This window comes from Rhizobium sp. 768_B6_N1_8 (assembly GCF_051811225.1).
Taxonomy (GTDB): domain Bacteria; phylum Pseudomonadota; class Alphaproteobacteria; order Rhizobiales; family Rhizobiaceae; genus Rhizobium.
The window spans coordinates 1160106-1186521 of the sequence record NZ_JBPWPV010000001.1 but is presented as its reverse complement, the minus strand read 5'-3'; the positions used below and the strand labels follow the sequence as shown (position 1 = coordinate 1186521).

The window sequence follows — 26416 nt, the reverse complement described above, 5'->3', positions numbered from 1 at the left end:
AAGCTTGCCCCTTCCCCCCGCACTCTTTATAGACCCCGCGAAGACAATAAGAGGCAGGGTCATGGTCTTTTTCCCCCACCGCCACCTCATTGGCATCAAGGGCCTCACCGAGCAGGATATTACCTATCTTCTCGACAAGGCTGACGAAGCCGTCAAGATCAGCCGACAGAGAGAAAAGAAGACGTCGACCCTTCGGGGCCTGACGCAGATCAACCTCTTCTTCGAGGCATCGACACGGACGCAAGCCTCCTTCGAACTTGCCGGCAAGCGCCTCGGCGCCGACGTGATGAACATGTCGGTCGGCAATTCCTCGGTGAAGAAGGGCGAAACGCTGATCGACACGGCTATGACGCTGAACGCGATGCGGCCGGACGTCCTGATCATCCGCCACTCCAGCGCCGGTGCCGCGGCACTTCTCGCCCAGAAGGTCTCCTGCTCCGTCGTCAATGCAGGCGACGGCCAGCATGAGCACCCGACGCAGGCGCTGCTCGACGCGCTGACGATCCGTCGCGCCAAGGGCCGGCTGTCCCGCATCATCGTCGCAATCTGCGGCGACGTCTTACATTCGCGGGTGGCGCGCTCCAACATTCTTCTTCTGAACGCCATGGGCGCGCGGGTGCGGGTCGTCGCTCCCGCTACGCTGCTGCCGGCCGGCATTGCCGAGATGGGCGTCGAGGTCTTCCATTCGATGAAGGAAGGGCTGAAGGACGCAGATGTGGTGATGATGCTGCGGCTGCAGCGCGAGCGCATGTCCGGCGCCTTCGTGCCGTCGGTGCGCGAATATTACCATTTCTACGGCCTCGACGCGGAAACACTGAAGGCAGCGAAGGAGGATGCTCTCGTCATGCATCCGGGACCGATGAACCGCGGCGTGGAGATTGCCTCCGAGGTCGCCGATGGCCCGCAGAGCGTGATCGCCGAACAGGTGGAAATGGGGGTCGCCGTGCGCATGGCCGTCATGGAGACGCTGCTCGTTTCCCAGAACCAGGGTCCCCGCACTGATGGAGTGGGCGCATGAGCAATCTCGTCCTCAAGAACGTCCGCATCATCGACCCTTCCCGCAATCTCGATGAGATCGGCACGATCGTCGTCAAGGATGGTCTCATCGTCGCGGCCGGCAAGGATGCACAGAGCCAGGGAACGCCTGAGGGTGCCACCGTGCGCGACTGCACCGGCCTCGTCGCGGCGCCGGGCCTCGTGGATGCGCGCGTCCATATCGGCGAACCGGGCGGCGAGCACCGCGAGACAATCGCTTCGGCAAGCCGGGCTGCGGCAGCGGGCGGTGTGACCTCCATCATCATGATGCCGGATACGCATCCCGTCATCGACGACATCGCGCTCGTCGAGTTCGTCAAGAAGACGGCACGGGACACGGCCGTCATCAACGTCTACCCGGCAGCAGCCATTACCAAGGGGCTCGCTGGTGAGGAGATGACTGAAATCGGCCTCCTGATGCAGGCAGGCGCCGTCGCCTTTACCGACGCACATTCCAGCATCTCCGATACACAGGTGCTGCGCCGGGTGATGACCTATGCACGCGAATTCGGCGCCGTCCTTTCCTGCGCCACGCGCGACAAATATCTTGGCGCCAATGGCGTCATGCATGAAGGCCTGCTTGCAAGCTGGCTCGGCCTCTCCGGCATTCCGAAGGAAGCGGAACTGATCCCGCTCGAGCGTGACCTGCGCATCGCGCAGCTGACGCGCGGCAACTACCATGCGGCGATGATCTCCGTGCCTGAGTCGGTCGAGGCGATCGAGCTTGCCCGCGCGCGTGGCGTGAAGGTCACCTGCGGTGTCTCGATCAACAATCTGGCGCTGAACGAGAATGACATCGGCGAATATCGCACCTTCTTCAAACTCTATCCACCGCTGCGCTCCGAAGACGACCGGGTTGCAATGGTGGATGCGCTGGCAAAAGGCGCGATCGATATCATCGTCTCCTCGCATGACCCGCAGGATGTCGATACCAAGCGCCTGCCCTTCGGCGAGGCCGAAGATGGCGCGGTCGGACTGGAGACGATGCTCGCGGCAGCGCTACGGCTTTATCACAGCGAGCAGGTCAGCCTGTTGCGGCTGATCGATGCGATGTCGACGCGGCCGGCGCAGATCTTTGGCCTCGATGCCGGCACGCTGAAGCCCGGCGCCAAGGCCGATATCGCGCTGATCGATCTCGAAGAACCTTGGCTTGTCTCCAAGGACATGCTTCTCTCCCGCTCGAAGAACACACCGTTCGAGGATGCGCGCTTCAGCGGGCGAGCCGTTGCGACCTATGTCGAGGGCACGCTGGTTCACGCATTGCAGGACTGAGGGCTGCCCTGCCCTTCCGGGCATCCTCTCGGCAAAAGACTTGGGGAACAAAAATGATATCTGATCTTGTCACCTGGCAGATTACCCTGCCTCTGGCGCTTGCCGCCGTCGTCGTTGGCTACCTGCTCGGCTCCATCCCGTTCGGTCTCATCCTCACGCGCGCCGCCGGCCTTGGTGATGTGCGCAGCATCGGCTCCGGCAATATCGGCGCGACCAACGTTCTACGTACCGGCAACAAGAAGCTCGCGGCCGCTACGCTTCTGCTCGATGCGCTGAAAGCCGCCGCGGCCGCCTGGATCATGGCTTATTTCGCAGGTGAGGAAGCGGGCATCATCGCCGGTTTCTTTGCCTTCATTGGCCACCTGTTCCCCGTCTGGATCGGTTTCAAGGGCGGCAAGGGTGTTGCCACCTATATCGGCACGCTGCTCGGCGTTGCGCCATCAATGGTTCTGCTCTTTGCAGCCGTCTGGCTTGGGGTTGCCTTCGTCAGCCGCTATTCCTCGCTTTCAGCGCTTGTTGCGATGCTTGTCATTCCGGTTGCATTGTGGATATTGGGCGACGAAAAGGTTGCGGCAATCATGGCGATCATGAGCGTCATCTCCTACTGGAAACACAAGGCCAATATCTCCCGCCTGATCAGCGGGACGGAAAGCAAGATCGGGGCTAAGGGGTAATGGACGCGCTCAGCGCAAAGCCAAAAGGAATTGCGCTGACGGAGAGACAGAGGATCGCCTGGCTGAGGCTGATCCGCTCCGACAATGTCGGCCCTGCGACCTTTCGCGATCTCATCAATCATTTCGGTTCGGCGGAAGCCGCTCTTTCCATGCTGCCGGAACTATCGGCGCGTGGCGGCGCGACGCGTTCGATCCGCATCGCCACCGAAGCCGAAGCATACCGCGAACTCGAAGCGGCGCAGCGCTTCGGCGCCCGCTTCATCGGCATCGGCGAGCCTGATTATCCGCAGGCGGTCCGCCAGATCGACGGTGCGCCGCCACTGCTCGCGGTCAAGGGCGATCTTTCCGTGCTGGACAGGCCGGCGGTCGGCATCGTCGGTTCGCGCAATGCTTCCGTCAGCGGCGCGAAGTTCGCGGCGATGATCGCCCGAGACTGTGGCCGGGCCGGCTATGCGGTCGTCTCCGGCCTCGCCCGCGGTATCGACACGGCCGCCCATCGGGCGAGCCTCGTTACCGGCACCATTGCCGCAATGGCCGGAGGGCTGGACCAGCCCTACCCGCCTGAGAATGTCGGATTGCTGGAGGAGATATGGAATGGCAACGGGCTTGCCGTCAGCGAGATGCCTTTCGGCTGGGAGCCGCGTGCGCGTGATTTCCCCCGCCGTAATCGGCTGATTGCCGGCATCTCGCTCGGCGTTGCGGTCGTGGAGGCAGCAGTTCGCTCCGGTTCGCTGATCACGGCGCGGATGGCGGGCGAATTCGGGCGGCTGGTCTTTGCCGTGCCGGGTTCGCCGCTCGATCCGCGCTGCCACGGCACGAACGGCCTTCTGAAGGACGGGGCGATGATCGTCACTTCGCCCGAGGATGTCGTGGAAGCGCTGGCGCCGCTCTCTCAACCCGATCTCTTCTCGCTGCCGTCAGCCGAAGAACCGAAGCGCGAAGGCAGCAGGATGTCGCTTCCGCCCGACGAAACGGATCGCACGCTCGTCATCGATGCGCTCGGTCCGACGCCGACGGAGGTCGACGACATCATCCGTCATACCGGTCTTTCGGCTTCCGCCGTCTATCTCGTTCTTCTGGAACTGGATATGGCCGGGCGGCTCCATCGCCATGTCGGCGGGCTGGTTTCAATTTCCATGGCCGACTGAGCCGCTATCGATGCGTGACTGCAGGTCTCCGGCTTCGACACAGGCCATTTCGATGAGATAACAGAGCATCTCCGCATTTTCGCGTTCTGCCACCTGGCGCAACTCTGCGAGCATCTGCCGGATGAAAGCAATGTTTTCAAGCGATGCCGAGCGATCGGCGTCTTTTTCTGCAGCCTTGGGCGCCATAATTGTCTTTATGAAATCGGAGAGCGCTGCTTTACCAGGAGCCCGAACCACACTTCAAAAACGATAGCGCAATCATCCTGAATTGCAATAGGTTCAGAATCTCGTAATGGTTGCGATACGCGGCAAAGAGGTAAAATTGAAGCAAACCTCTTGACCAGAGCGAATTCCCTGTCCATGTCGGGGGGCCGGTATTCATGTTGCAGTGCATGTTACGCCTGCCTCTCCGCCGGATCGGCATCTTTTTTAGAGAATCATCATGAATGTTGTAGTGGTGGAATCGCCTGCCAAGGCCAAGACGATCAATAAGTATCTGGGTCCAGGATACAAGGTGCTCGCCTCTTTCGGCCATGTGCGCGATCTGCCTGCCAAGGATGGATCAGTTCTTCCGGATCAGGATTTCGAGATGCTTTGGGAGGTGGACAGCGCGTCCGCCAAGCGCATGAAGGATATTGCCGACGCGGTGAAATCCTCCGATGCCCTGTTCCTGGCGACCGACCCGGATCGCGAAGGCGAAGCAATCTCCTGGCATGTTCTCGACCTTCTGAACAAGAAGCGTGTCATCAACGGCAAGCCGGTCAAGCGTGTGGTCTTCAACGCCATCACCAAGAAGGCCGTGCTCGATGCGATGGCCGATCCGCGCGACATCGACGTCCCGCTGGTCGATGCCTATCTGGCACGCCGCGCACTCGATTACCTCGTGGGCTTCAACCTCTCGCCGGTTCTCTGGCGCAAGCTGCCCGGTGCGCGTTCCGCCGGCCGCGTGCAGTCGGTTGCGCTGCGCCTCGTATGCGATCGAGAATCCGAGATTGAGCGCTTCATTTCCGAGGAATACTGGAACCTTTCGGCGCTCTTGAAGACGCCGCGCGGCGACGAGTTCGAGGCAAGACTGGTTGCCGCCAATGGCAAGCGGCTGCAGCCGCGCTCGATCGGAAATGGCGAAGAAGCCGGCAAGCTGAAGGCGCTGCTGGAAGGCGCCAGCTATGTCGTCGAAAGCGTCGAGGCAAAGCCGGTCAAGCGCAACCCGGCACCGCCCTTTACCACTTCCACGCTGCAGCAGGCGGCCTCCTCCAAGCTCGGCTTCTCGGCCTCGCGCACCATGCAGATCGCGCAGAAGCTTTACGAGGGCGTCGACATTGGCGGCGAGACCGTCGGTCTGATCACCTATATGCGTACGGACGGCGTGCAGATGGCGCCGGAAGCGATCGATGCGGCGCGAGGCGCCATCGGGGAACAATTCGGCGAGCGTTACCTGCCGGAAAAGGCACGTTTCTACTCGACCAAGGCGAAGAACGCCCAGGAAGCACACGAAGCGATCCGCCCGACCGACTTCAACCGCTCACCGGATCGCGTCCGCAAGTTCCTGGATGCCGACCAGATCCGTCTCTACGATCTGGTCTGGAAGCGCGGTATCGCCAGCCAGATGGCATCGGCCGAAATCGAGCGTACGACGGCTGAAATCATTGCCGACAACAACGGCCAGAAGGCTGGCCTGCGCGCCGTCGGTTCCGTCATCCGCTTCGACGGCTTCATCGCCGCCTATACCGACCAGAAGGAGGATGGCGAGCAGAGCGACGACGCAGATGACGAAGACGGCCGCCTGCCGGAGATCAATGCGCGCGAGAACCTCGCCAAGCAGAAGATCAACTCGACGCAGCACTTTACCGAGCCGCCACCGCGTTATTCCGAAGCCTCGCTCATCAAGAAAATGGAAGAGCTCGGCATCGGCCGTCCGTCGACCTATGCCGCGACGCTCGCTACCTTGCGCGATCGTGACTATGTGACGATCGACAAGCGCAAGCTGATCCCGCAGGCGAAGGGGCGTCTCGTTACCGCCTTCCTCGAAAGCTTCTTCACCAAGTATGTCGAATATGATTTCACGGCCGATCTCGAAGAGAAGCTCGACCGGATCTCCGCCGGCGAACTGAACTGGAAGCAGGTTCTTCGTGACTTCTGGAAGGATTTCTTCTCGCAGATCGAAGACACCAAGGAACTGCGCGTCACCAATGTCCTGGATTCGCTCAACGAAGCACTGGCGCCGCTGGTCTTCCCGAAGCGCGAAGACGGCAGCGATCCGCGCATCTGCCAGGTTTGCGGCACCGGCAACCTGTCGCTAAAGCTCGGCAAGTACGGCGCCTTCGTCGGCTGCTCCAATTATCCGGAGTGCAACTATACCCGCCAACTCTCCTCCGAAAACGGCGGCGAGGCCGAAGGCGCTGCTGTGAACGAGCCGAAGAACCTCGGCACCGACCCGACAACCGGCGAGGAACTGACGCTGCGTTCGGGCCGTTTCGGACCCTATATCCAGCGCGGCGACGGCAAGGATGCCAAGCGCTCCTCACTGCCGAAGGGCTGGAAGCCCGAGGATATCGACTACGAGAAGGCGATGGCGCTGATTTCGCTGCCGCGCGATATCGGCAAACATCCGGAATCCGGCAAGATGATCTCGTCCGGGCTCGGTCGCTACGGGCCGTTCCTGCTTCATGACGGCACCTATGCCAATCTGGAAAGCATCGAGGACGTCTTCTCGGTCGGTCTCAACCGCGCCGTGACGCTGATTGCCGAAAAGCAGGCCAAGGCGCCAGGCGGCAACCGCGGAACGCCGGCAGCCCTGAAGGAACTCGGCGCTCATCCTGACGGTGGCGCGATCACCGTTCGCGACGGCCGCTACGGCCCCTATGTCAACTGGGGCAAGGTCAACGCGACGCTGCCGAAGGGCAAGGATCCGCAGGCCATCACCGTCGAAGAGGCGCTGGCGCTGATTGCGGAAAAGGCAGGCAAGGCTCCCGCCGCCAAGACAAAGGCCAAGTCAGCAGCGAAGCCGAAGGCTGCGGCCGCTGAAGCCAAGACGACGAAGACCGCCGCAAAGCCGAAGGCAACCAAGGCAAAAGCGCCGGCGAAACCGAAGAAGAGCTGAGAGTGGCGAGAGAACCGCGCGAGACTACGAGAGCCATGGGCAAGCGCCCGGGAAAATTCGGACGCGCGAGCAGGGAACCTGCGCCTGAGCCGCTAAACATCGTGCACGGCATCTTGCCGCCGCGCGAAGTCATCTTGCGCTTCATCGCCGAACATCCGCAGAAAGCCTCCAAACGCGAGCTCGCTAAGGCCTTCGGGCTGAAGGGCGAAAGCCGCGTCGAGCTCAAGCACCTGCTGCAGGAGCTGGAGCAGGAAGGCATGCTGCAGAAGACCCGCAAGTCGCTGATCCGGCCCGGTGCGCTGCCGCCCGTCACCGTGCTCGACATTACCACGCGCGACAAGGATGGCGAGTTGATCGGCCGCCCGGCCGAGTGGCCCGAGGATCAGGGCGTAGCACCCGCTGTCGCCATCCGCCAGCAATCGCCGGCTGGCCGCCAGGGCAAGGGCAAGTCGCCCGTTGCCGGTCTCGGCGACCGCATCCTCGCCAAGATCTTCCCGGCCGTCGATCGAGGTGGCCCCGCCTATACGGCCCGCATCATCAAGGTGATCGACAAGCGGCGCGGCGCCAGCATGGGCGTCTTCAAGGATGCCCCCGGGGGGGCCGGACGCCTGCTGCCGATCGAGCGGCGCGGCGAGGAAATGGTGATCGACCCTGAATACAAGGGCGACGCCAAGGACGGCGATCTCGTCGAAGTGGAAATTGCCCGCCTCGGCCGGTTCGGCCTGCCGCGTGCCAAGGTTCTCTCGGTCGTCGGCTCGGTCGCTTCGGAAAAGGCGATCTCGATGATCGCCATCCATGCGCACGGTATTCCGCACGTCTTCCCGCCAGCCGCAGTCGCAGAGGCGGATGACGCCAAGCCTGCCACCATGTCGCATCGGGAGGACTGGCGCGACCTGCCACTGATCACCATCGACCCTGCCGATGCCAAGGACCATGACGACGCGGTCTATGCCGAGGATGATCCATCGGAAGACAATGCCGGCGGCGTTATCGTCACCGTCGCCATTGCCGATGTCTCCTGGTATGTGCGGCCGAATTCGCCGCTCGACCGTGAAGCGCTGAAGCGCGGCAACTCGGTCTACTTTCCTGATCGTGTCGTGCCGATGCTGCCGGAGCGGATCTCCAACGATCTCTGCTCGCTGAAAGAAGGGGTCGACCGCCCTGCCCTTGCGGTTCGCATGGTCTTCTCGAAGGACGGCCGCAAGATCGGCCATACCTTCCATCGCATCATGATGAAGAGTGCTGCCAAGCTGTCCTATCAGCAGGCGCAGGCGGCGATCGACGGCAAGCCTGACGACAAGACCGGGCCGATGCTGGAGCCAATCTTGAAGCCGCTGTGGCACGCTTACGAGACGATGAAGCGCGGCCGCGACCGGCGCCAGCCGCTCGAGCTCGACATGCCCGAGCGCAAGATCCTGCTGAAGCCTGACGGCACCGTCGACAGGGTCTTCGTGCCGCCCCGCCTCGATGCCCACAAGCTGATCGAAGAAATGATGATCCAGGCGAACGTTTGCGCTGCCGAGACATTGGAAAAAAAGCGCCAGCCGCTGATTTACCGTATCCACGATACGCCAACGCTTGCCAAGCAGGAGGTGCTGCGCGAGTTCCTCGCTACCCTCGGCATCTCGCTTGCCAAAGGCGGCAATATGCGCGCCAACAGCTTCAACGGCATCCTCGCCAAGGCTGACAACACGCCGCACCAGACGATGGTCAACGAGATGGTACTGCGCTCGCAGAGCCAGGCGATCTACAGTCCCGAAAATATCGGCCATTTCGGCCTGAACCTGATGAAGTATGCGCACTTCACCTCGCCGATCCGCCGTTATGCCGACCTGATCGTGCATCGTGCGCTAGTCGGCTCGCTCGGCTTCGGCGAGGGCGGCATCACACCGGACGAGGAAGCGACGCTCGACGACATCTCCGCCGAAATCTCCACCTTCGAACGTCGCGCCATGGCCGCCGAGCGCGAGACGGTCGATCGGCTCATCGCCCATCATCTTGCCGGCCGCATAGGCCAGGAATTCGAAGGGCGCGTTTCGGGCGTCACCAAATCCGGTCTGTTTATCATGCTGCCGGACTATGGCGCTGATGGTTTCATCCCTATATCTACGCTCGGCACCGACTACTTCATCTATGACGAGGCGCATCAGGCGCTATCGGGTGAAAAGACAGGTCTTGGCTATCGTCTCGGCGACGATGTGACTGTGCGGTTGGCAGAGGCGATCCCGCTTGCGGGCGCCCTGCGCTTCGAGATGCTGAGCGAGGGACGCAAGATGCCGACGGCTGTGCGCTCCTTCCACAAGGCGGGGCGACGCGACGCAAGCCGCGCTCGCAAGAAGATCGGAACGAGGCCACCGAGCGGGCGGCGCTGAAGCAACTCCAGCAAAAGTGCGCAGCGGTTTTGCGTCCGGAATTGCGTGAAGAGAAAGAGACGGAGCCTTTCCATATTTCGAAGAAAAATGGAAAGGCTCTGGTTCCGGGAAGGGAAAGATCGATGAGCACACCGACAGACGAGGTCGTACGCTACGGGGATACGCCCGATGCCGAGCGCCCGCTCGGACGCTCCATCATGCGCGGCATGCTGAACCGCTGCCCGGCCTGCGGCAGCGGCAAGCTGTTTCGCGCCTTTCTGAAGCCGGTCGATCATTGCGCCGCCTGTGGCGAGGCGATGTACCACCAGCGCGCCGACGACCTGCCGCCCTATATCGTCATCCTCGTGCTCGGCCATGTCGTCGTCGGTGGGTTCATGCTGACGGACATGGCCTTTGTCCTGCCGGTCTGGGTGCATCTCGCCATCTGGACACCGATCACCATCATCACGGCGCTCGTCTCGATCCAGCCGATCAAGGGCGGCGTCGTAGGCCTGCAATGGGCGCTGAAGATGCACGGTTTCGGCGGCCATGATGACGAACCAGAAGATTACGACGTACCCGGCCGGCAAGCTTGAACACCTTCACCTTCCAGACATATTTCGCGTGTAGTGGCAGCGACCAGAGCGCCACGGCCCATAGCCGACTATCTGCAGAGGATCGACACGGTCATCATCTTTTGTACGGGGAAAGCTTACACTCAAGAAATCGTCGGCGGATGCCAGAAATATTGTGAAACCCTGCCCGTCACTTGGATTTGGCATGCCTATGTCTTTCTATGTGGCTCCAGACGGACGATTCGTCCGCATACCTCTCTAAGGATGGATAAATGTCTCAGCCGAGGAACGGCACACCGGGCGATGTTGAGGAAATCCATTGGCCTTCTCTGGTGGCAGCCGTCTCGTCCATCTCCGCCGTCGGCATAGCGATCGGCCTGGGACTTCCTCTCCTCAGCATAATTCTCGAAAAGCGTGGCATTTCTTCCACCCTCATCGGCCTCAATACCGCTATGGCCGGTATTGCGGCGATGGCGGCGGCACCGATCACCACCAAGCTCGCGCATAAATACGGTGTCGCGCCCACCATGATGTGGGCGGTGCTGATCTCGGCGCTCAGCGCGCTCGGCTTCTACTATGCGCAGGACTTCTGGATGTGGTTTCCGCTGCGTTTCGCCTTCCACGGCGCAACGACCACACTCTTCATCCTCTCTGAATTCTGGATCAATGCGGCCTCGCCGCCTTCCAAACGCGGCTTCGTGCTCGGCATCTACGCGACCGTCCTTTCACTCGGCTTTGCTGCTGGGCCGCTGATCTTCTCGCTGCTAGGCAGCGACGGCATCCTGCCCTTCCTGGTCGGTGCCTTCGCGATCCTGCTGGCTGCGATCCCGATCTTCATCGCCCGGCACGAAAGCCCTGTCCTGGACGAGAAGCCAGAACTGCATTTCATGCGCTATGTCTTCCTGGTGCCGACCGCAACCGCGGCCGTCTTCATCTTCGGTGCAGTCGAAGCCGGCGGCCTGTCGCTCTTTCCGATCTTTGCGGTGCGCGCGCATTTCACCGAAACGCAGGCGGCCCTGCTGCTCACCATGATGGGTGTCGGCAACGTCATCTTCCAGATCCCGCTCGGGTTGCTTTCGGACCGTATCAAGGACAAGCGTCCCCTGCTGGCGCTGATGGCGCTGACCGGTTTCGTCGGAACAATGATGCTCCCGGTCCTCGTCAATAACTGGATTCTCATGGCCGGACTTCTGCTTTTCTGGGGCGGCTGCGTCTCCGGCCTCTACACGGTCGGTCTCAGCCATCTCGGCTCGCGGCTGACAGGTTCGGACCTTGCGGCGGCCAATGCGGCCTTCGTTTTCTGTTATGCCGTCGGCACCGTTGCAGGCCCCCAGGTAATCGGCGCTGCCATCGATGTTGCCGGAAACAACGGTTTTGCCTATGCAATTGCCGGTTTCTTCGGGCTTTATGCCTTGCTTGCCGGCATAAGACTGCTTTTCCTCGGAAAGCGGGCTTGACTTTTCGGGCTAGATTCGTAGTTTCGCGCCAGAATTTGCCGTGGAGCCTATCCGGTTTTCCACGGCTTTCATTTTCTTAAAGGCAGGACGACCATGGCCAAGGCTACCACTATCAAGATCAAGCTTCTGTCGACGGCCGACACCGGTTTCTTCTACGTCACGACGAAGAACAGCCGTACGATGACGGACAAGATGACGAAGACCAAGTACGACCCGATTGCCAAAAAGCACGTCGAGTTCAAGGAAACCAAGATCAAGTAATTACCTGATCTCACGGCTCTTTCAAAAAGCGCGCGCCTCCGGGTAGCGCGCTTTTTGTTTGCACTGGACTTCCTGACGGCAATGTTAGCGCAAACAAAGAAAAACGCCGCCCTTCCATCTTCGGGAAGTGACGGCGTTTTTACGAAAAGGGGGTCGGCCAGCATGCAAAACGGCACGAGGAACCGTTTGAGATTGCGTACCAGCCGACCGACCCCACGACCCAGGAGATGCGGCGGACCTGAGCATCATGGGGTATCGACAGCTCCTCCATGGGAGCGTTTTCTGTTCTGAGCCGATAATTTGCGCAAAAATGAAAGAAAATCAACAAATTCTTAATGGTAAAATTTCCGAGTATGATTCTATGGTTAAAAGTCCAGTTTTGGCACGTGTAAAGACGCAACCAAATCTCTTTTACCAAAAGGACAATATTTGATATCAGCAAGAATTTCAGAAATATATTACAACAACACCTCAGCCCCTCCCCTAACGTAAGGCGCCGGCGTTACGTTTTGTGAAATACGATTTACAGAGGCCAGACAATCAGGATGCAACTATAGTCCGCTCTTCTTTTCGCGTTCGACGCCTCTAGCTTTCGGAAGCAGGCGATACGTGTTATCGGAAGAAACACGCTTTAAAGTCCATTTTCTGGCTATCGGGTTGAAAAACCGGCGCCTTCGTTTCAGCCAACAAAATTAAATATTCGTAAGGTTCAGCTACTCCCAGTGGATAACCGAAAGCGACGCATTACGGAACGTTATGTCGTCAGGCGGCGGAGGCTACGACGCGGTTGCGCCCGGTATTCTTCGCCTCATAGAGCGCAAGGTCTGCCTGCTTCATGAGCTGGTCGGGCGTTATGACCGAGGCGATGCGCGAGGATATGCCGAAGGAGGCCGTAATATTCAGCGTTTCGCCCGACGACTTCAGCAGGAACGGCGTGCTTTCGATGGCCGCGCGCAAGCGCTCGGCAACGGCCGCGGCAATTTCCGGCGAGGTGTCCGGCATGACGACGACGAACTCTTCCCCGCCGTAACGGCAGGCAAGATCAGCGCCGCGGACGGTCGAGCGCACGCGGTTTGCGAATTCCTTCAGCACCTGGTCGCCGCCGTCATGGCCATAGGTGTCGTTGACCTGCTTGAAGCGGTCGATATCGGTAATCAGCACCGAGAGCGGCCGGCCACGGGCCATCGAGCGGTTGAAGAGCACATTGAGATGGTTGTCGAGATAACGGCGGTTATTGAGACCGGTCAACGGATCGGTGACAGCGAGTTCGATCGTCTGCTTGACACTGGCGCGCAGGCGGTCGTTGTAGCGCTTGCGGCGGATCTGCGTCAGGCTGCGGGCGACCAGCTCGTTCGGATCGACAGGGCGCACGATGTAGTCATTGACCCCGAGATCGAGCGCGCGGACAACCATCTCGTCGGCCCCCTGCTCCGTGATGATCAGGATCGGCAGGAAACGGGTCCGCTCCAGCGAGCGGAACTGCGAGCAAAGCCTGAGCGGATCGTATTCATCGAAATTGGCGTTGACGATGACGAGTTCGAAGGCGCTCTCGGCGGCTTCGAAAAGAGCCGCCTGCGGATCGGAGATGGCGACCACGTCTGCGACGGGCTTCAGCGTCTTGATGATGCGTTCCTGCGAGTTGGCACGGCTGTCGACCAGCAACACCTGTCCCGCCTCGTCGGAGCGTCCGTCGCCGGTGCGCATCAACTCGTCCATCCCCATCGTATGGGCGGTCTCGGCGCGCACGCGCAACTCGTCGCTCAGCGTCTTCAGGCGCAGCAGACTTTTTACGCGGGAAATGAGCTGCAGGTCGTTGACGGGCTTTGTCAGGAAGTCGTCGGCACCGGCCTTCAGGCCGCGCACGCGGTCGGCCGACTGGTCGAGCGCGGTGACCATGACGACGGGGATATGGGCGGTCTTCGGATTGGCCTTCAGCCGCTCGCAGACTTCGAAACCGTCAATGCCGGGCATCATGATGTCGAGCAGGATGAGATCCACCTGGTTGCGGTCGCAGATCGCCAGCGCCTCGTAGCCGTCGGCCGCGGTCAGCACGTCGAAATATTCTGCCAGCAGCCGCGCTTCGAGCAGCTTCACATTTGCCGGAATATCATCAACAACCAGTATTCGCGCAGTCATGAATCTTTTTTCCGATGCCTCAGGCGTCGCCCAAATAAGTCTTAATCGTCTCAATGAATTTCGGAACGGAGATCGGTTTCGAGACATAAGCCTCGCAGCCGCCCTGCCTGATCCGCTCCTCGTCGCCCTTCATGGCAAAGGCCGTAACGGCAATGACCGGGATCACATGCAGTTCGTCGTCTTCCTTCAGCCACTTGGTGACTTCGAGGCCGGAAACTTCCGGAAGCTGAATATCCATAAGTATAAGATCGGGGCGATGTTTGCGCGCAAGATCAAGCGCTTCCATGCCGTTGCGGGTCTGGATCGTGGTATAGCCCGAGGCCTCGATGAGGTCGCGAAAGAGCTTCATGTTGAGCTCGTTATCTTCTACAATCATCACCTGTTTGGGCATGATCAGCTGTCCCTACGTCCGCTCTTGAAGCCAAATGTCCATGATAAGACATTAGCTGACAAATGGCTCCATGAAACCGATAGTGCAAGCTACCGGTATTTGGTTGAAGAAAAGGTAACTCGACCACCGCAATGCAAAGCAATTTCAAGACTTCGAAACAACTTGCGGCGGCAGCCGATCCGCAAGAAACGGCCATCGCCGTCCTTGGCTGGCTTGCGAACGACCCGGATCTCTTCGGTCGCTTCCTGGCATTGACAGGCGTAGAACCCCAGCAAGTGCGTAATGCCATCAACGATCCTGGCTTTCTCGCCGGCATGCTGGATTTCCTCATGAACCATGAGCCGACGGCGATCGCCTTCTGTGAGGCGACGAACACGACGCCGGAAGCGCTGACTGGGGCATGGCGCCACTTCTCGCCGCCCGGCCTCGACTCTGGGGAATACTGATCGTGAGCAACAGCGCCGAATTCGACATCTCGCATATCCGCCTTGGCGACAGGCCGCTCATCGTCTGCGATGTCGATGATGTGGTGCTGCAATTCATCGGTCCTTTCCAACTGTACCTCAAAAGTCTCGGCCATGAATTTCTGCCGCGCTCCTTCCGTCTTCATGGCAACATCGTCTCGCTGGCCGACGGGGTTGCGCTTGAGGATCAGCATGTCAGCCGGCTGATCCTGGAATTCTTCGAAGCCCAGGAAAGCTGGCAGACGCCTATGGATCCCGTCGTTTCGACGCTCGAACGCTTGTCTGATGATGCCGACGTCCTGTTCCTCACCGCGATGCCACCGCAGTTTTCCGCCCACCGTCGTCGCCTTCTCGACAGCGCGGGCCTTACCTTCCCGTTGCTTGCCAGCGAACAGCCGAAGGGACCGATCGTGCAGGCGCTGCATGGCGGTCGCGATCTTCCTGTCGTCTTTATCGATGATATGGCGCGCAACCTGCATTCCGTGAAGGAGCATGTGGCAGATTGCCTGCTCATCCATCTCATGCCGGATTCGCCCGTTCACCGCTTCGCGCCGGCCGCCGCCGAGAATATCGCGCGGGCGAGAGACTGGGCTCATGCCGCCGAACTCATCGACCAACACCTTGCGGCACACACGATCAGCCGTGCAAATCCAGCCGCATGAGCGGCCGGCCGTCCTTGCGCCGCGCGATCGTTTCGAAACCTGCCGTGTCGAAAATCGCCGTGGAGCCGATGCAAAGCGTGACGGATTTCGACTGCTTCACATGGTCGATCGGACAGGCTTCCAGCAACCGTGCGCCCTGACCGCGGGCATAATCGACGGCACCAGCAAGCAATCTGTGGCTCAAGCCTTTTCCGCGCAGCTTCGGCAACAGGAAGAAGCAACTGACTGCCCAGATAGAGGGATCATGAGCGTCACCCTCCTCGAGTGGCCGCGAAACCGTTCGCGGCGAATTGAACTGCGGCACGTCGTGGCGCGGCCCCACCTGAACCCAGGCCACAGGCTCGCCCTCGATATAACAGAGAATGCCCGGCGGCGGTCCCACCTCAATGCGGCCCTGCATATGGGCCTTGCGCTCCGAAGGCTCCATCGTCGTGCGGACGGCATGCGGAAGGCGCAGTGCCACGCACCAACAATTATAGAAGGCACCCTGCGGGCCGAACAGCTTTTCGAAATCGCCCCAGCGCTCGGCCGTGACAGGTTCGAAACGAAGATCGATATCCACGGCCAAGCTGTCCTCCCTCTCTTGAGACTCAAAAGCTTAGGGCGTAATGTTGCAATGTTCAACCTTTGTTCTCACCATGGCGCCTGCATCTGACAAGACACCCGGCTTCTGTCGCGACTGCCTTGCCGAGCAGAAGGGAGACGTGCGTCGCTGCCATGTTTGCGGCAGCCCGCGTCTGGTGCGTCACAAAGAGCTCTATGATCTGACGCTCGCGCATATTGACTGCGACGCTTTTTACGCCGCCGTGGAGAAACGCGACAATCCGGAGCTCGCCGATAAACCCGTGATCATCGGCGGCGGCAAGCGCGGCGTTGTCTCCACCGCCTGCTACATCGCCCGCATCCACGGCGTACGCTCGGCTATGCCGATGTTCAAGGCGCTGGAGGCTTGCCCGCAGGCGGTCGTTATCCGCCCGGACATGGAGAAATATGTCAAGGTCGGGCGGGAGGTTCGCGCACTGATGCAGGAACTGACACCGCTTGTGCAGCCGCTCTCCATCGACGAGGCCTTCCTGGAACTCGGCGGCACGGAACGGCTGCATCACGATCCGCCGGCCCGCACGCTGGCGAAGTTTGCCCGCCGCGTCGAAAAGGAGATCGGCATTACCGTCTCGGTCGGTCTTTCCTATTGCAAATTCCTCGCCAAGGTCGCCTCCGATCTGCAGAAACCGCGTGGTTTTTCCATCATCGGACGCGAGGAAGCCGTGGAGTTTCTGGCGCCCCGTCCCGTGACGACCATCTGGGGCGTCGGCAAGGCATTTGCCGCGACGCTCGAAGCAGACGGCATCCGCACGATCGGCCAGTTGCAGCAAATGGAAGAGAACGACCTGATGCGTCGTTACGGCAGCATCGGCCAGCGGCTTTCCCGCTTGTCGCGCGGCATCGACGACCGCGAGGTGCATATCAACGATGCCGCCAAGAGCGTCTCAGCCGAAACCACCTTCTTCGATGACATCTCTCGTTATGACGATCTGGTGCCGATCCTGCGCAACCTCTCGGAAAAGGTCTCCTGGCGGCTGAAGAAGAACGGCATTGCCGGCCAGACGGTGGTGCTGAAGATGAAGACGGCCGATTTCAAATCGCGCACCCGCAACCGGCGCCTTGAAGACCCGACACAGCTTGCCGACAAGATCTTCCGCACGGGGCTCGACCTTCTGGAGAAGGAAACCGACGGCACGAAATTCCGCCTGATCGGCATTGGCGTCACCGATCTCGGCGATGCCGGCCGCGCCGACCCGCCCGATCTCATCGACCAGCAATCCGGCCGCCGCGCGGCGGCGGAAGCCGCCATGGACAAGTTGCGCGACAAGTTCGGCAAGGGCACGGTCGAAACCGGCTATACTTTTGGCGGCAAGGGGAACCGCTAGCCTACAGCATCAGGCTTTCCGAAAATCGGAATCGATTTTCGGAAAGCCTGATGCGTAGATTCCAAGAGTTAGAGCGTCTTTGTGCGTCCGAATGGACGCACGGCGCTCTAGGCCGGCACCGCGGCCAGTTCCTGTAGTGCCGCCGCCCTGTTCTTCGCAGCCTGTGCATAACCGGGTTCGATCGCGATGGCACGATCATAGCTTTCCAGCGCCTCATCGTGGCGCCCCAGTCGCCGTAAAACATTGCCGCGATTGTTGAGAGCGATGGCGTGACCCGCATCGAGAGCGATTGCCCGATCGTAACTTGCAAGCGCGCCATCGAAATTCGAAAGCCGCGCCTGGATATTGCCGCGATTGCAATAGGCTGAGGCGGATGTCGGTTTCGCCTCGATCGCATTGTCGACGCAGACTGCTGCGCCACGCAGATCGCCCTTCTGCAACAGAAGCAATGCCAGATGCTGCAGAGCATCGAAATGATCTGGCATGACTAAGATCACGTCGCGATAGCCAGCTTCCGCAGCAGTAAGATCGCCGGCCCGATGACGTTCGGCGGCAGCACTGAAATGGGTTTCGGGGTCACCGGTCAACCTTGGCCGCCGCGCCGCCTCGATTTTCGCCAGCAATGAGCTGGCTTGCGCATGTTTCTCGTCGACGGCCAGGATCTGCCGGCAGCAGAGTTCGGCGGCGGTCGGGTTTCCATTCCTGAAGAAATGCACCGCCTGATGCATGGCGATGCCAAGCGAGTGCGGATCGAGACGGTCGCCGATATTACGGCCGGTGAGCGTCGAGATCTGTAGCTTCTCGACGATATGATGCTCCGATCCGAGTAAATCCTTATAACTGTAATTGCCGGTGCCCATGTCGTAGATGCGGTAGCCATTTTCGATCGCCCAGCGCAGATTGTAGCAATGGAGCATGAAGCCGGGGCTGATCGAGTGGCGGAAGGTCAGGTCGCGGCTTCCGAGAAAGCACATCATCGACTTGCGGTAGGGATCGAGGAAGATGATGAAGGTGCCGACCGGCTTGTCCTGATGCCAGAGGATCGGCATGAAGACCGTGCCATGCTCGATGCAGGCCGGCAGCATATGACGGCTGTTGTCGAGAATGAACTTTCCGTAGCGCGGCTGGCGCTCGCCCCATTGCAGGTTCCACATCTCGTAAAAGAGCGCCAGGTCGCGCTCCATCGTCTCGGGCGTGACGTGCGTGATGCGCAGCTTGTTCTGCGGCGCGACCAGATCGCGCAGCGCTTTTCGCGCATTGCGCCGGGTCTTCGAGCCGAAACGCTCATCGACGAAGGTTTCGAAATCATCGCCGAGCGGCACATAGACATAGACGTCGTGGTCGATGTTTTCACCAACCGAGGTGATGTGCGGCCTGCGAGCGACCTTTCTCTTTGAAAATTCGGAAGCCGGAAAGGCCTCGAGGAGCGCCTTCAGTCTCTCCTCGGATATATAGACATCGTCGAGATCGAGATGTTTCCAATTGAAGGTCTGGAGGCAACCGGCAAAGGCGCTGAGCGCCGCTTCGACATCCTCGGGACGCGTCAGGAGGCCGTTATAGCCGGCATAGGGTGTGCCGCCGAGCCGCAGGATATTGACGAGGCCCTGCCCTTCCTCGAATTCGACATGCAGCTGGATGGGCAGGAAAGCCACGTATCGTTCATCCCCCTCCTGCCGCCTGGCGGCGAGAACGAACCACGACGCGCGCCGCTCCAGCCATTTGACGATCCAGTGCCAGGAGAGGAAGTAGTTCCCCTCCGGATCGGCAGCATAGACCTCGTTCCAGTTGTCTTTCAGGGCATGCAGATCATCGAACGCGGAAACAATATCGACATGCATTTCCAAGTCTCCCCCAAGACTTCTCCTTTTTTAGATTTGCATAAAATTGAATATCCCACAATCTCGTGATCAAAGCGGCGCCGCGTATTCAAGCCTTCGTTAAACTTCGCGTGCTTAACTCGCGTCGTTTTTGTGCATGTGGTGTATTGCGTCATGTCTGTGCGTGTAAGCGTTCTTATCGGGTTGCTGTCGGCAACCGCTCTTGTCCATCCGGCTTTTGCAGCAGACGCGCGCACGCTGCAGATTTTCGTGTCCAAGGATAAGCAGTCGCTGGCCGTCTATGACGGTGCGGAGGTCGTGGCGACCTCCAAGATCTCGAGCGGCAAGGACGGGCACACGACGCCGAGCGGTATCTTCTCCGTCATCGAGAAGCAGAAGTACCACGAATCCAACATCTATTCGAACGCGCCGATGCCCTTCATGCAGCGGCTGACATGGTCCGGCATCGCGCTGCACGAGTCTAGTTCCGTGCCGCGCTATCCGGCCTCGCATGGCTGCGTGCGCATGCCCGGCGCCTTTGCGAAATCGCTCTACAAGATGACCGAGATGGGCGTGCCTGTCATCATTACCGACAGTGAGCTGATACCAGAGCCGATTGACCATCCGACCCTGTTCCGCCCCGACCGGCCCGAACCGGCACCACTGCTGTCGGACGTGGAGCTGCGGCCGTCCATAGGTGACGCGAAGAAGCAGGTGCAGGTCGCCATGAACGAGACGACGGCTGCCCTGCCGATGCCGCAGTTCCAGCTGCAGGCGCCTGCTGCGGATAGCGCGCCGATCAGCATGCTGATTACGCGTCGGACGCTGCGTGAAAACGTCATCGATATCCAGACCCTGCTGAACCAGCTCGGCTTTGCTGCCGGCGAGCCTGATGGGCTGGCCGGTCCTGCGACCGTTCAGGCCATCAATGCCTTCAAGGCGCTGCGGCCAACGGAATTTGTCCGTGACAAGGGCCTGGTCACTGATACTCTCCTTAAGGAAGTTTACGCCGCGGCAGGCAAAGGCGAGCCTCCGAATGGCGTCATCATGGTACGCCAGGATTTCAAGCCGCTCTTCGAGGCGCCCATTACCATCGCCGATCCGGGTCTTGCTCTCGGCACGCACTTCTTCTCGCTGCATTCAGTCAATGAGGCCGCCGGCACGGCGGACTGGCTGGGCGTAACGCTGGAGAACAATCTCTCCCGCGAAACGGTGAAGCGGCTCGGCATCGCCAATCAGGAAAGCTCCATCATCAGCGGCCGTTCAATCGCCAGAGCGCTCAGCCGCATCTCGATGTCAGAAGAAACCCGTCACCGGATCGATGCACTGATCTCGCCCGGCTCAACGCTGACGATATCAGATACCGGCCTCGGATCCGAAACCGGCGAAGGCACGGGATTCATCACCATCACCCGCGAGAGCTGAGGCCTACCAAAGCTTCTCGCTGGCGCGTTCATCGTAGCTTCGGCGGGCGGAGATGATCTTTGCCTGGTTCGTTTCCGTCCAGACCACGAGCGCCTTGATTGTGTCGTGCAGCGTGCAGCCGAGCTCCGTCAGAGCATAGTCAACCCTTGGCGGAACGACGGGATAGACTGTCCGCTCGATCAGCCCGTCACGCTCGAGCTGACGCAATGTCGTCGTCAGCATGCGCTGGCTGATGCCATCGATGCTCTTGCGCAATTCGGTAAAGCGCAAGGTGCGTTTTTCGAGCAGGGCAATGACCAACAGCGACCATTTGTCGGCGATGCGATCGAGGATCTGGCGCACCTCACATTCCTCCCGCGAATCCCACTGGTGGACGTCGTAATCGCGGTCGGTGCTGCAGCAGTCACTCGGTGAGTTTGAAGTGCCTTCTTCCATGGCTGCAAACCATGCCTTATGTCAGCCTTGGTTACAATAGGGAACCGAGGATCAATATGTAACCATTCTCGCTCTTCCCTGCTTCACCGACAAGGAAATCAGAATGTCTACAAGTCCTCCACTGGCAGTGGATAGCGGAAGAATGAGCCGCAGCGCCGCCGGAATGCTCGCCGTTCTGTGCGGCGCGATCTTTCTCGAAGGCGTCGATGCGGCCATGCTCAATATCGCGCTTCCATCGATCCGGGCCGAGCTTGGTCTTTCGACCACCACGCTGAGCGCCGTGGTTTCGGCCTATGTGCTTGCCTATGCCGGGATGATGCTGCTTGGCGGGCGCGTCGCCGACATGTACGGCAAGCGCAAGGTCTTCCTGACGGCACTGACCGTCTTCCTGCTGTTCTCCGGCCTCGGCGGCTTTGCGACCGAGGGCTGGATGCTGCTGACGGCCCGCTTCGTGACGGGTGCAGCGGCCGCCTTCATGACGCCCGCCGGGCTTGCGCTCATCAATGGCAGCTTTCGCGAGGGATCGCAGCGTAACAGGGCCGTGCTGATCTATGCCGGCACGGCATCAGCCGGCTTCTCCCTCGGCCTTGTCATCGGCGGGCTTCTGTCCGCTGTCGGCTGGCGATGGGTGTTCTTCGCACCTGTTATCTTCTCCGCCATCCTGCTCGTTGCCGGCATGAAGCTGATCGTGGAGAACAAGGAGGACACAACCCCACGCCAGAGGTTCGACATTGCCGGTGCGGTGACCCTGACTGGCGCCATGCTGCTTGCCGCCTATGCGCTGACCCGGCTGGAACATGCCACCAGTGAGCTAACCTTGACGATCGCAGCAGCAGGCGCGAGCGCTGTGCTCTGGCTCGCCTTCATCCTGATCGAACGCAATTCGCGGGCGCCGCTGGTACGGTTCGGGATCTTCCGGTCTGCCGCCTTGGTACAATCCAACCTCGGAGCGATGCTCTTCACCGGCGCCTTCTTCGGCTTCCAGTTCATCGTCTCGCTCTACCTGCAGGAACTGCTCGGCTGGTCCTCTTTCGAAACCAGCCTCGCCCTCATCGTCATCGGCATGGACGCCATTCTGGCGCCGCTGCTGACGCCCCTGCTCGTCGAGCGCTTCGGTAATGGACGCGTGGTGCTTGGCGGCTTTGCTTTTGCCATCGCGGGCTACGCGCTCTTCCTTGGTATGGGGCTCGACTGGACTTATGCGGCGATGCTGCCGTCGACGATCCTGCTCGGCCTGGCCTTCTCGCTTGGCTACGGCCCGCTGACGATCATTGCGACTGAGGGTATTGCCGAAAACGAACAGGGACTGGCAAGCGGGCTGGTGAATACGTCGTTCCAGTTCGGCGCGGCACTCGGCCTCTCTGCCGTCAGCGCCGTCGGCACACTTGCTCTCGGCGATGGAGACAGCCCATCCGAACGCCTGGAAGCGCTGCGCACCGCCTTGCTGGTGCCGGTAGCGGCGACGTTGATCGGCATGGTCATCATGGGCTTCGGCAGAGGCCGCTGCGCGGATGCATCCTGCCGTCTGCAGGCCGGCTGAAAAATAATGGCGACCGGTGCACTGCCGGTCGCACTTTTCGTTCAGACGAGTTCGACGTCGACGACGCCAGGAGCAGCCCGCAACGCAGCTGCGATCTCGGGCGTGATGCGATATTTCTCTTGCAGCACCACTTCGACCTCGCGCTTGCCCTCCTCCTTGATGACGATGAAGGAGACGAGGCCGTCGCCCTTGGCGTTCAGATGTGCGGCGACGGCGCGTAGCGGGCCGGAGTCGCGGACATAGACGCGTAGCGCCTTCTGCATCTGCAGCGACTTTTCCTCCAGCGACTGGATGGTCTGCAGACGCAGGCTGACACCTTCCGGCCGCTCTTCGCCGATCGCGGTGATGACGAAGGATTTCCCGGGCTCGAGTATGTCACGATACTGGTTCAGCATTTCGGAGAAGAGCACGGCTTCATACTGGCCGGAGGAATCCGAGAAGACGATGATGCCCATCTTGTTGCCGGTGCGCGTCTTGCGCTCTTGCTTGGAAATGACGGTGCCCGCCAGTCGCCCGTTCGCAGCACCTTGCTTCACCGCCGTCGAGAAATCCGCGAAGGTCTGTACGCGCATCTTCTGAAGGATGTTGTTGTAGCTGTCGAGCGGATGGGCGGTCAGGTAGAAGCCCAGCACCTGGAACTCCTTGAGTAGCCGCTCGGAGGCAAGCCAGGGCGAGAATGGCGGCAGGGCGATCTTTTCCGGGCCCGAGGATAGGGCACCGCCGAAAATATCCGACTGGCCGCTCAGTTTGTTTTCCTGGGCGCGCTGCGCATAGCCGAGCACGCGGTCGAGACCGGCCGAAAGCTGGGCGCGATCCAGGTTGAAGCAATCAAAGGCTCCGGCGTAGATCAGGCTTTCCAGCACGCGGCGGTTCACCTGGCGCGGATCGATCCGCAGGCAGAAATCCTCGATGCTGGCAAAGGGCTTATCGCCGCGCATTTCGACGATGTGATCGACAGCGGATTCGCCGACACCCTTGAGAGCCGCAAGCGCGTAATAGATACGGTTATCGCCGGTCTCGAACTGGCGGAAGGAGGTCTGGACGGAGGGCGCGATGACCTCGATGCCCAGGCGCTTGGCATCCTGGCGGAAGTCGTTGACCTTTTCGGTGTTCGACATATCGAGCGTCATCGACGCGGCCAGGAATTCGACCGGATAATGCGCCTTCATATAGGCCGTCTGATAGGAGACGATGGCGTAGGCGGCAGCGTGCGACTTGTTGAAGCCGTAGTTTGCGAACTTTGCGAGCAGTTCGAAGATGTTGTCGGCCTGCGGCTTCGACACGCCGTTCTGGACCGCGCCAACGACGAAGCGCTCGCGCTGCTGGTCCATTTCTGCCTTGATCTTCTTACCCATGGCGCGGCGCAGAAGATCGGCTTCGCCAAGCGAATAGCCCGACAGGACCTGGGCGATCTGCATCACCTGCTCCTGGTAGACGATAACGCCCTGCGTTTCCTTGAGCAGATGATCGATCATCGGATGGATCGATTCCAGCTCTTCATCGCCATGCTTGCGGGCATTGTAGGTCGGAATGTTTTCCATCGGACCCGGGCGATAGAGCGCGACCAGCGCGATGATGTCCTCAATGCAGTCTGGCTTCATGCCGATCAGTGCCTTGCGCATGCCGGCACTTTCAACCTGGAACACGCCGACCGTCTCGCCGCGCGAAAGCATCTCGTATGTTTTCTTGTCGTCGAGCGGGATCTTGGGAAGATCGACCTCAATGCCGCGCTTCCTGCAGAAGTCGACAGCGACCTTGAGCACGGTCAGCGTCTTCAGGCCGAGGAAGTCGAACTTGACTAGACCGGCCTGTTCCACCCACTTCATGTTGAACTGGGTGACCGGCATGTCGGAACGCGGATCGCGGTACATCGGCACGAGCTTCGACAGCGGGCGGTCGCCGATCACGATGCCGGCGGCATGGGTCGAGGCGTGGCGGTAGAGGCCTTCGATCTTCTGGGCGATATCCAGGAGGCGGGCAACCACCGGTTCCTTGGCTGCCTCTTCCTGCAGCTTCGGCTCTTCCTCGATCGCCTTGGAAAGCGGCGTCGGGTTTGCCGGGTTGTTCGGCACCAGCTTGCAGATCTTGTCGACCTGACCGTAGGGCATTTCCAGCACGCGGCCGACGTCGCGCAGCGCGGCGCGCGCCTGCAACGAACCGAAGGTGATGATCTGCGCCACCTGCTCGCGACCATATTTCTGCTGCACGTAGCGGATCACCTCTTCGCGGCGGTCCTGGCAGAAGTCGATATCGAAGTCGGGCATCGAGACGCGTTCCGGATTGAGGAAGCGTTCGAAGAGCAGCGAGAAACGCAGCGGATCGACGTCGGTGATCGTCAGTGCATAGGCGACGAGCGAACCCGCACCTGAACCGCGGCCGGGACCGACCGGAATATCATGCTGCTTGGCCCATTTGATGAAATCCGCAACGATCAGGAAGTAGCCGGGAAACTTCATGCGCTCGATGACGCTGAGCTCGAATTCCAGCCGTTCACGATAATCCTTCTCCTCGTAGCCGGCCGACATTCCAAGCTCGGCAAGGCGCATGTCCAGCCCCTCCTCCGCCTGGCGGCGAAGTTCGAGCGATTCTGCGCGCTCGGCCTCCTCGGGATCATCGGTCGCGCCGGTGAAGCGCGGCAGGATCGGCTTGCGGGTCTTCAGAATGAAGGAACAGCGCCTTGCGATCTCGACGGTATTATCCAGTGCCTCAGGCAGATCCGCGAAAAGCTTTTCCATCTCAGCACGGCTCTTCAGATAATGGTCCGGCGAGAGGCGGAAGCGGCTGTCGTCGGAAACGATCGCGTTGTGCGCCACCGCCATCAGCGCGTCATGCGCGTCGTAATCGTCTCGTGTTGGGAAGAAGGCCTCGTTGGTCGCCACCAGCGGCAGATCATGCTTGTAAGCAAGGCCGATGATCTTCTGTTCGTGCCGCTTGTCGTAGGTTCCGTGCCGCTGCAGCTCGACATAGAGCCGGTCACCGAAGAGGCGCTTCAGCGCCAGCAGCCGCGTCTCTGCCGCAGCAGCATGGCCGTCCTTAAGCGGCATGTCGACAGGGCCGGTCGAGGCACCGGTCAAAGCGATCAGCCCCTCGGTACCGATTTCCTCCAGCCAGGAGGAACGGATATGGACAGCCTGATTGCTCTCGCCGCCGAGATAAGCGCGGCTGACGAGATCGACCAGCCGCTCATAACCTGCGTCCGTAGCGGACAGAAGCACGATCGAAGGCAATTTGACCAGCGCCTGCTGACCGCCCCGCTTCTCGGTGTCGAGGCCATCTTCCATGTCGATCGACACCTGGCAGCCGATGATCGGCTGCAGACCGTCGTCCAGCGCCTTCTGGGAAAATTCCAGGGCGACGAAAAGATTGTTGGTATCGGTGATGGCGATTGCCGGCTGGCTGTCGCCCGATGCCTTGTAGAGGATCTTTTTGAGGGGCAGCGCGCCCTCGAGCAGCGAATAGGCGGAGTGGACCCTCAGATGGACGAAGCCCGGTTTCCCGCCGACGACTGCGCCAGCAGCACCTTTTTCCGCATCCGCCATGATCTGCCTTTCGAACCGCCTCACTGAAGAGTGCGCATTGTCGGCATTGTCGGCGATTCTGTCCAGAAAAAGTCCTGCTTCGGGACCGCATGGCTGCCATGCGATCCCCTGAATTCTTACATTGCCATGACGATCAGCGAGAAGCTGGTAATGAACATTGCGATGGAGGTGAATGCTGCGATATCACGGATCATGTCAGTCATTTG

21 protein-coding genes are annotated in these 26416 nt (G+C 60.4%); 14 read left to right on the top strand and 7 right to left on the bottom strand.

Annotated features, from left to right (window positions below):
* Positions 1 to 61: 61 nt before the first annotated feature.
* The 4 genes from AB8B33_RS06035 to dprA are packed head-to-tail and all read left to right on the top strand — an operon-like array spanning position 62 to position 4129.
* Complete coding sequence (locus tag AB8B33_RS06035; protein ID WP_007823958.1) at positions 62 to 1018, top strand: aspartate carbamoyltransferase catalytic subunit; 957 nt, start codon at positions 62 to 64, stop codon at positions 1016 to 1018.
* Positions 1015 to 2307 carry a dihydroorotase gene (locus AB8B33_RS06030; protein ID WP_439014686.1) on the top strand — a complete coding sequence of 431 codons (1293 nt, stop codon included), beginning with the start codon at positions 1015 to 1017 and terminating at the stop codon, positions 2305 to 2307. Before AB8B33_RS06035 ends, AB8B33_RS06030 begins: the two co-directional genes overlap by 4 nt.
* Before the next feature lie 53 nt (positions 2308 to 2360).
* Positions 2361 to 2981 carry a glycerol-3-phosphate 1-O-acyltransferase PlsY gene (plsY, locus tag AB8B33_RS06025; protein WP_113323308.1) on the top strand — a complete coding sequence of 207 codons (621 nt, stop codon included), beginning with the start codon at positions 2361 to 2363 and terminating at the stop codon, positions 2979 to 2981.
* Positions 2981 to 4129: a DNA-processing protein DprA gene (gene dprA, locus AB8B33_RS06020; RefSeq protein ID WP_439014685.1), complete on the top strand. Its 1149-nt coding sequence runs from the start codon at positions 2981 to 2983 to the stop codon at positions 4127 to 4129. Before plsY ends, dprA begins: the two co-directional genes overlap by 1 nt.
* Here dprA and AB8B33_RS06015 read toward each other — a convergent pair.
* The gene (locus tag AB8B33_RS06015; protein ID WP_439014684.1) at positions 4109 to 4315 is read right to left on the bottom strand and encodes a hypothetical protein; all 207 of its coding nucleotides are present in this window, start codon (positions 4313 to 4315) and stop codon (positions 4109 to 4111) included. The genes dprA and AB8B33_RS06015 overlap by 21 nt on opposite strands.
* A gap of 256 nt (positions 4316 to 4571) precedes the next feature.
* On the opposite strand from AB8B33_RS06015, the gene topA reads away from it, so the two are divergent.
* From topA to rpmG, 5 genes are all read left to right on the top strand, one after another.
* A complete protein-coding gene (gene topA, locus AB8B33_RS06010; RefSeq protein ID WP_439014683.1) occupies positions 4572 to 7229 on the top strand; it encodes a type I DNA topoisomerase in 2658 nt (885 codons plus the stop codon).
* 2 nt (positions 7230 to 7231) lie between these two features.
* Positions 7232 to 9601, top strand: a complete 2370-nt coding sequence (rnr, locus tag AB8B33_RS06005) for a ribonuclease R (protein WP_439014682.1) — start codon at positions 7232 to 7234, stop codon at positions 9599 to 9601.
* A gap of 122 nt (positions 9602 to 9723) precedes the next feature.
* Positions 9724 to 10176 (top strand): DUF983 domain-containing protein, encoded by a 453-nt coding sequence (locus tag AB8B33_RS06000; RefSeq protein WP_439014681.1) that lies wholly within the window; start codon positions 9724 to 9726, stop codon positions 10174 to 10176.
* A gap of 251 nt (positions 10177 to 10427) precedes the next feature.
* Positions 10428 to 11612, top strand: a complete 1185-nt coding sequence (locus AB8B33_RS05995; RefSeq protein ID WP_113323302.1) for an MFS transporter — start codon at positions 10428 to 10430, stop codon at positions 11610 to 11612.
* Between the two features lie 93 nt (positions 11613 to 11705).
* On the top strand, positions 11706 to 11873 hold the full coding sequence (gene rpmG / locus AB8B33_RS05990; protein ID WP_003587245.1) for a 50S ribosomal protein L33: 168 nt from the start codon (positions 11706 to 11708) through the stop codon (positions 11871 to 11873).
* 762 nt (positions 11874 to 12635) lie between these two features.
* On the opposite strand, the gene AB8B33_RS05985 is transcribed toward rpmG, so the two are convergent.
* Both AB8B33_RS05985 and AB8B33_RS05980 read right to left on the bottom strand, forming a co-directional pair.
* Positions 12636 to 14009, bottom strand: coding sequence for a PleD family two-component system response regulator (locus tag AB8B33_RS05985; protein WP_439014680.1), 1374 nt, complete (start codon positions 14007 to 14009; stop codon positions 12636 to 12638).
* A 19-nt stretch (positions 14010 to 14028) separates the two neighbouring features.
* Positions 14029 to 14400, bottom strand: a complete 372-nt coding sequence (locus AB8B33_RS05980; RefSeq protein WP_003547430.1) for a response regulator — start codon at positions 14398 to 14400, stop codon at positions 14029 to 14031.
* A 131-nt stretch (positions 14401 to 14531) separates the two neighbouring features.
* Between AB8B33_RS05980 and AB8B33_RS05975 the strand changes: the two genes are divergently transcribed.
* Both AB8B33_RS05975 and AB8B33_RS05970 read left to right on the top strand, forming a co-directional pair.
* Positions 14532 to 14846, top strand: coding sequence for a DUF3572 domain-containing protein (locus tag AB8B33_RS05975; protein WP_113323300.1), 315 nt, complete (start codon positions 14532 to 14534; stop codon positions 14844 to 14846).
* On the top strand, positions 14801 to 15526 hold the full coding sequence (locus tag AB8B33_RS05970) for a hypothetical protein (RefSeq protein WP_439014679.1): 726 nt from the start codon (positions 14801 to 14803) through the stop codon (positions 15524 to 15526). Before AB8B33_RS05975 ends, AB8B33_RS05970 begins: the two co-directional genes overlap by 46 nt.
* Here AB8B33_RS05970 and AB8B33_RS05965 read toward each other — a convergent pair.
* The gene (locus tag AB8B33_RS05965) at positions 15501 to 16088 is read right to left on the bottom strand and encodes a GNAT family N-acetyltransferase (RefSeq protein ID WP_439014678.1); all 588 of its coding nucleotides are present in this window, start codon (positions 16086 to 16088) and stop codon (positions 15501 to 15503) included. The two genes, AB8B33_RS05970 and AB8B33_RS05965, sit on opposite strands and share 26 nt — an antisense overlap.
* Positions 16089 to 16164: 76 nt before the next feature.
* On the opposite strand from AB8B33_RS05965, the gene AB8B33_RS05960 reads away from it, so the two are divergent.
* The gene (locus AB8B33_RS05960; RefSeq protein ID WP_439014677.1) at positions 16165 to 17454 is read left to right on the top strand and encodes a DNA polymerase IV; all 1290 of its coding nucleotides are present in this window, start codon (positions 16165 to 16167) and stop codon (positions 17452 to 17454) included.
* A 107-nt stretch (positions 17455 to 17561) separates the two neighbouring features.
* Here AB8B33_RS05960 and AB8B33_RS05955 read toward each other — a convergent pair whose 3' ends face one another.
* On the bottom strand, positions 17562 to 19292 hold the full coding sequence (locus AB8B33_RS05955; RefSeq protein WP_439014676.1) for a GNAT family N-acetyltransferase: 1731 nt from the start codon (positions 19290 to 19292) through the stop codon (positions 17562 to 17564).
* 153 nt (positions 19293 to 19445) lie between these two features.
* Here AB8B33_RS05955 and AB8B33_RS05950 point away from each other — a divergent pair, with 153 nt between their 5' ends.
* Positions 19446 to 20696, top strand: coding sequence for a L,D-transpeptidase family protein (locus AB8B33_RS05950; RefSeq protein WP_439014675.1), 1251 nt, complete (start codon positions 19446 to 19448; stop codon positions 20694 to 20696).
* Positions 20697 to 20699: 3 nt separating this feature from the next.
* Here the strand turns inward: AB8B33_RS05950 and AB8B33_RS05945 are convergent, their stop codons facing one another.
* Positions 20700 to 21131 (bottom strand): winged helix-turn-helix transcriptional regulator, encoded by a 432-nt coding sequence (locus AB8B33_RS05945; RefSeq protein WP_113324428.1) that lies wholly within the window; start codon positions 21129 to 21131, stop codon positions 20700 to 20702.
* Positions 21132 to 21273: 142 nt separating this feature from the next.
* Here AB8B33_RS05945 and AB8B33_RS05940 point away from each other — a divergent pair, with 142 nt between their 5' ends.
* The gene (locus tag AB8B33_RS05940; protein WP_439014674.1) at positions 21274 to 22671 is read left to right on the top strand and encodes an MFS transporter; all 1398 of its coding nucleotides are present in this window, start codon (positions 21274 to 21276) and stop codon (positions 22669 to 22671) included.
* 41 nt (positions 22672 to 22712) lie between these two features.
* Here the strand turns inward: AB8B33_RS05940 and dnaE are convergent, their stop codons facing one another.
* On the bottom strand, positions 22713 to 26210 hold the full coding sequence (gene dnaE / locus AB8B33_RS05935; RefSeq protein ID WP_310382971.1) for a DNA polymerase III subunit alpha: 3498 nt from the start codon (positions 26208 to 26210) through the stop codon (positions 22713 to 22715).
* Between the last annotated feature and the right edge of the window lie 206 nt (positions 26211 to 26416).

What these genes read in the sequence shown, in the direction of transcription:
- topA (WP_439014683.1), top strand. Translation starts at nt 4,572, where the DNA reads ATGAATGTTGTAGTGGTGGAATCGCCTGCCAAGGCCAAGACGATCAAT.
- AB8B33_RS05940 (WP_439014674.1), top strand. Translation starts at nt 21,274, where the DNA reads ATGAGCCGCAGCGCCGCCGGAATGCTCGCCGTTCTGTGCGGCGCGATC.
- AB8B33_RS05955 (WP_439014676.1), bottom strand. Translation starts at nt 19,292, where the DNA reads ATGCATGTCGATATTGTTTCCGCGTTCGATGATCTGCATGCCCTGAAA.
- AB8B33_RS05980 (WP_003547430.1), bottom strand. Translation starts at nt 14,400, where the DNA reads ATGCCCAAACAGGTGATGATTGTAGAAGATAACGAGCTCAACATGAAG.
- AB8B33_RS05950 (WP_439014675.1), top strand. Translation starts at nt 19,446, where the DNA reads ATGTCTGTGCGTGTAAGCGTTCTTATCGGGTTGCTGTCGGCAACCGCT.
- AB8B33_RS05960 (WP_439014677.1), top strand. Translation starts at nt 16,165, where the DNA reads ATGGCGCCTGCATCTGACAAGACACCCGGCTTCTGTCGCGACTGCCTT.
- AB8B33_RS06000 (WP_439014681.1), top strand. Translation starts at nt 9,724, where the DNA reads ATGAGCACACCGACAGACGAGGTCGTACGCTACGGGGATACGCCCGAT.
- AB8B33_RS05995 (WP_113323302.1), top strand. Translation starts at nt 10,428, where the DNA reads ATGTCTCAGCCGAGGAACGGCACACCGGGCGATGTTGAGGAAATCCAT.
- plsY (WP_113323308.1), top strand. Translation starts at nt 2,361, where the DNA reads ATGATATCTGATCTTGTCACCTGGCAGATTACCCTGCCTCTGGCGCTT.
- AB8B33_RS06030 (WP_439014686.1), top strand. Translation starts at nt 1,015, where the DNA reads ATGAGCAATCTCGTCCTCAAGAACGTCCGCATCATCGACCCTTCCCGC.
- AB8B33_RS05985 (WP_439014680.1), bottom strand. Translation starts at nt 14,009, where the DNA reads ATGACTGCGCGAATACTGGTTGTTGATGATATTCCGGCAAATGTGAAG.
- dprA (WP_439014685.1), top strand. Translation starts at nt 2,981, where the DNA reads ATGGACGCGCTCAGCGCAAAGCCAAAAGGAATTGCGCTGACGGAGAGA.
- AB8B33_RS05945 (WP_113324428.1), bottom strand. Translation starts at nt 21,131, where the DNA reads ATGGAAGAAGGCACTTCAAACTCACCGAGTGACTGCTGCAGCACCGAC.
- dnaE (WP_310382971.1), bottom strand. Translation starts at nt 26,210, where the DNA reads ATGGCGGATGCGGAAAAAGGTGCTGCTGGCGCAGTCGTCGGCGGGAAA.
- AB8B33_RS05970 (WP_439014679.1), top strand. Translation starts at nt 14,801, where the DNA reads ATGGCGCCACTTCTCGCCGCCCGGCCTCGACTCTGGGGAATACTGATC.
- AB8B33_RS05975 (WP_113323300.1), top strand. Translation starts at nt 14,532, where the DNA reads ATGCAAAGCAATTTCAAGACTTCGAAACAACTTGCGGCGGCAGCCGAT.
- rpmG (WP_003587245.1), top strand. Translation starts at nt 11,706, where the DNA reads ATGGCCAAGGCTACCACTATCAAGATCAAGCTTCTGTCGACGGCCGAC.
- AB8B33_RS06035 (WP_007823958.1), top strand. Translation starts at nt 62, where the DNA reads ATGGTCTTTTTCCCCCACCGCCACCTCATTGGCATCAAGGGCCTCACC.
- AB8B33_RS06015 (WP_439014684.1), bottom strand. Translation starts at nt 4,315, where the DNA reads ATGGCGCCCAAGGCTGCAGAAAAAGACGCCGATCGCTCGGCATCGCTT.